This is a genomic window from Paraburkholderia silviterrae (assembly GCF_004353915.1).
Lineage (GTDB): Bacteria > Pseudomonadota > Gammaproteobacteria > Burkholderiales > Burkholderiaceae > Paraburkholderia > Paraburkholderia silviterrae.
In genome coordinates, this window is sequence record NZ_SMRP01000045.1 from 41615 (window position 1) to 45254 (window position 3640).

The following is a 3640-nucleotide window of genomic DNA, read 5'->3' on the forward strand; positions in this document are numbered from 1 at the left end:
AACCCAAAACCAAAAAAACCATATCCATTCATCACCTTCAATTAAAATCCTGCCTTGCGATCCCATGCTTGCGCAGCAACTTCCCAAGCTCACTACGATCCTTACCCGACATCCGCGAAGCGAGACTAAGATTACCCCTCGATTTAGCAAGCAACGCTTCAATATACGACCGTTCGAAATCCGCAACTGCACGCGCCTTGGCGGCCTTAAAGTTCCCGAACGTCAGCGCATCGCCTTGCGCCCCGCGCGCTGCGGCGCGCGGCCAATCGACGTTCGTTATCTTCACCATTGAACCGCTCGCAAGAATGAATTCCCGCGCCACGAGATTCTCGAGCTCACGCACATTCCCAGGCCACCCATAGCCGTGCATAAAATCGATCGTATCCGGATGAAAAATCTTCGGCGGATCCGCAGAGCGCCGATTCAACCGCTCAAGAAACGTCTCAGCGAGCACCCCCACGTCCCCATCACGCTCGCGCAGCGGCGGCAAATGCAACGCCAGCACATTCAACCGAAACAGCAAATCCGACCGAAACTGGCCGCTTCGGACCATCGCCTTCAAGTCGGCGTTGCTCGTGCCAATAATGCGCACATCGGCGCACTGAACCGCTGATGCGCCGATCGGCCGGTACTCCTTGTCCTCCAGAAAGCGCAACAACGACACTTGCGCACGCGCATTCATCGCTTCAATTTCATCCAGGAACAGCGTGCCGCCATTGGCCTGCGCTACCAGGCCGGGTCGCGCCTCGCGCGCGTCAGTGAAGGCGCCGCGCGCATGACCGAACAGCTCACATTCGACAAGCGTCTCCGGCAATGCACCACAATTGACCGAAATGAATGGGCCATCGCGCCGCGCACTCAAGTAGTGAATCGCCCGCGTGACCAGTTCCTTGCCGGTCCCGGTTTCGCCGTACACGAGGACCGCCAGGTCGCTTGCGGCGAATTTTTCGACCGCCGCCATTGCGGCGAGAAAGGCGTGGGATGTGCCGATCAGGTTGAACCGTGCCAGGTCTCCCATTGGGTCTCTCCCGTAGCGCTGAACGAGGCTCACCAGCATCCGGTGACGCAGACGGATACCAACGAAATGGACGGCACTGGAATGACGTTATCGAACGGTGCGAGAAGTTGCTCACCACGTACCTTGCCTGGTTAGCGCGATGGCCAGCTCCTAATTTCTTTCATTTAGTTTAGCAACGCAAAGCGATCCGACAAGTCGCTTTTTTCAGACCATCGCACGATTGTTGCACAGCGTGTGGCGCGCACTACACTGATTGAAGACCGGTTCCTGATTCACTGAGTGCGATTAATTACTTCAAAAATAGAAGATAGCAATTGTCGTAAAAGGAATAACCAGGGCGGCCGCACGCCGTCCCCTGTCAACATCACACTGCTGCAAATCGGCGACGACGAATACTGGAAAGGCAGCCTGGCACGCCGCGTGCCGGTCAAACGGGATTACCTGGCCGCCCTTGTCAACAAACTCTGCGCGGCGGATCCGCAAGTCGTCGCTCTCGACTTCGATCTTCATTCGCCGGTAGTCGATGGAAGCTACAACGACAATCCCGAGTACAAAGGCGAGACCCTCACCCTGGTCGACTCGGTCAATAGAGCGGCAGCGTCCGGCTGCAAGGTCGTGCTTCCTGACGCCATGGATTGCGCATCGAATAACAGCTGTGTGCGCGAGGCCGGCGTGCTCGACGGCCATGACGTTGCGCTACGACATTGAAACGCGATGGAATTTCCCTTGCGATGGCCACGCCGTCGGCACGGAGCACGCAACCTACACGCTGCAAAGAGTGAGTGGCCAGTAGCGTGGCAAGTTCTCGAAGCGCGTCGTTGCCCGGCGCGGCCGCTGAGCGGGTGTCACGCACGCGCCTCGACCGCGGCCAGCCGGGCGGGAAGCTTTTCTAGCAGCGCGTCCACGGCTGCGCGCACTTTCAAAGGAAGGTGAAGGGTGTAGGGCCACACCGCATGGATCGCGTAGCAAATGCCCGGTTGGCCGGGCAGCAGCTCTTTCAGCTTACCCCGGCGCAGGGCGTCCCGAGCCAGCCAGTACGGCAGCCACGCGACGCCCAGGCCTGCGACGGCGGCATCCATCAACGCGCGCAAGTCGTCGGAGAGCAAGCGGGCTTCAGGCAGCCGTTCCTCGCGCTGGCCGTCGATCAGGAATTGCCAACGGTGCACCTGACCAAAACGCGCATAAGCCAACGCCTTGTGCCGCACGAGCTCCTCGACAGTCCTTGGGATACCGAATCGTTTCAGATAGGCAGGCGAGGCGCAGAATGCCATTTTGTGCTCGCCCAGCGCGCGAGCCACGAGGCCGCTGCTGTTCGGCAACGTGCCTACGCGAATCGCAAGATCGAAACCCTCTTCCACGAGATCGACCGCCCGGTCGCTGAACGACAGTTCCAGATTCAGCTCGGGGTTCCCAGCGGCCAGCTCGATCAGGATCGGCGCCACGCACAAATGGCCGAAGATCGCCGGCATCGACACGCGCAGCCGCCCTGTCATCTGCCATTTGCCGTTTTCGAGCAACGCCTCTGCCGCCTCGATCTCCTCGACGGCCCGCAAGCAGTGTTCGTAGAAGAGCGAGCCCTCATCGGTCAGGCTTTGACTGCGCGTCGTGCGCTGGAACAGCATGACGCCCAGCCGCTCTTCGAGGCGGGCGATGCTCTTGCCAACCGCGGACCGCGTGATATGCAGGCGCTCGGCGGCTTGAGTGAAGCTGCCCGCTTCCACTGCGGCGACAAAGACGTCAATGCCCTTCAGGTGATTTCGCATATCGCATGGAATTAGGGACAAACATTCTACATATACGCTCTATTTTATCGCTTTTCGGGAAAAATAGTGGATGCTAGGATCGGATCAATTCATCATCCATGCATCGACGCTTGCAATGACCCGAATTCTCGTACTCAAATCCAGCATCATGAGCAGCAAGTCGCAGACGAATGCACTGATCGACGATTTCCTGGCGCAACGCCGGGCCTTGGGTCATCGAGACGAAGTGCTCATGCGCGATCTGGTGAGCCTCGACCTGCCGGTGCTCGATGGCGAGCTGTTTCATGCGTTGCGTGGGGCGGAGAACCCCGGCGCGCGGGCAAGGCAAGTGGTGGCTCTGTCCGACGAGCTCATTGCTGAACTGAAAGGCAGTGATGTGCTGCTGATCGGTGCGCCCATGTATAACCTCAATGTGCCCACCCAGTTGAAGAACTGGTTCGATCTGGTCGCGCGTGCGCGGGTGACTTTCCAGTACACGGAGACTTATCCCAAAGGGCTCGTGGAAGGCGTTAAGGCGATTGTGTTCAGCTCTCGCGGCGGCGTGCACGTCGGGCAGGAAACGGACGCCGTTACGATGTATTTGCGGGCCGTGCTCGGTTTGATGGGTATTGGTGATGTCAGGTTCGTTTATGCGGAAGGGCTTGATGTCGTGCCTCACGGCGGTGAGGTGGGAATCGCGAATGCGCGTGAGCAGATGAAGGCTCTACTGGAGGAGGTTTGATGCGGGTTTTTTTGGTGTTGGCATTTCCTTGTTTTCATGTAGGTATATTGGTGTTGCCCCTGTGCGGGGCGGCACCTAGGGCCTGTCAGTAATTTCGTGTTTAGGGCATAACATCCCTCCAAGGAGGGTTTATGCCAC

At 58.7% G+C, this 3640-nt stretch carries 4 protein-coding genes; 2 read left to right on the forward strand and 2 right to left on the reverse strand.

What is annotated here, in order from left to right; all coding sequences use genetic code 11:
* Nucleotides 1-37: 37 nt before the first annotated feature.
* Entirely contained in the window at nucleotides 38-1018 is a 981-nt protein-coding gene (locus tag EYW47_RS38085) for a sigma-54 interaction domain-containing protein (protein WP_133199965.1), read from the reverse strand.
* Between the two features lie 279 nt (nucleotides 1019-1297).
* Here EYW47_RS38085 and EYW47_RS38090 point away from each other — a divergent pair, with 279 nt between their 5' ends.
* Nucleotides 1298-1726 (forward strand): CHASE2 domain-containing protein, encoded by a 429-nt coding sequence (locus EYW47_RS38090; RefSeq protein WP_133199966.1) that lies wholly within the window; start codon nucleotides 1298-1300, stop codon nucleotides 1724-1726.
* Nucleotides 1727-1863: 137 nt separating this feature from the next.
* Here the strand turns inward: EYW47_RS38090 and EYW47_RS38095 are convergent, their stop codons facing one another.
* Complete coding sequence (locus EYW47_RS38095; RefSeq protein WP_133199967.1) at nucleotides 1864-2781, reverse strand: LysR family transcriptional regulator; 918 nt, start codon at nucleotides 2779-2781, stop codon at nucleotides 1864-1866.
* A gap of 115 nt (nucleotides 2782-2896) precedes the next feature.
* Between EYW47_RS38095 and EYW47_RS38100 the strand changes: the two genes are divergently transcribed.
* Complete coding sequence (locus tag EYW47_RS38100; RefSeq protein WP_133199968.1) at nucleotides 2897-3502, forward strand: NAD(P)H-dependent oxidoreductase; 606 nt, start codon at nucleotides 2897-2899, stop codon at nucleotides 3500-3502.
* Nucleotides 3503-3640: the final 138 nt, after the last annotated feature.

Excerpts from the sequence above, each read along its gene's own strand:
- EYW47_RS38100 (WP_133199968.1), top strand. The coding sequence starts at position 2,897 with ATGACCCGAATTCTCGTACTCAAATCCAGCATCATGAGCAGCAAGTCG.
- EYW47_RS38095 (WP_133199967.1), bottom strand. The coding sequence starts at position 2,781 with ATGCGAAATCACCTGAAGGGCATTGACGTCTTTGTCGCCGCAGTGGAA.
- EYW47_RS38085 (WP_133199965.1), bottom strand. The coding sequence starts at position 1,018 with ATGGGAGACCTGGCACGGTTCAACCTGATCGGCACATCCCACGCCTTT.